Here is a 241-nt window from a genome sequence, read left to right on the forward strand (position 1 = left end):
TTGAAATACAGACCCTGTAGGTTTGTCGTCTCGTAGCCAAGAGCGGGTTTGCGCGGATCACGCAGCCGCTTGATGGGTTTGATCTTGGGAGCCGAACAATGCCACTGCGTGCCATTCAGCACACCCGTGTCCTTGTTATTCTTCTTGCAAAGCAAACGCTCGCCCTTGACCGGAAATTCGGAATCTTGATCGAAGAACCCGTGGAGCATTCTGTATTTGCGGTTGAGCGAATGTCGCGTCT

General features: G+C 52.3%; 1 protein-coding gene. It reads right to left on the reverse strand.

What is annotated here, in order from left to right:
* A partial coding sequence (locus tag AC1RPR_RS09010; protein WP_481763608.1) for a hypothetical protein occupies positions 1–241 on the reverse strand: 241 nt, incomplete at both ends.

The sequence above is a fragment of the Dellaglioa sp. CoH-57-MRSF-22 genome, from assembly GCF_056781895.1.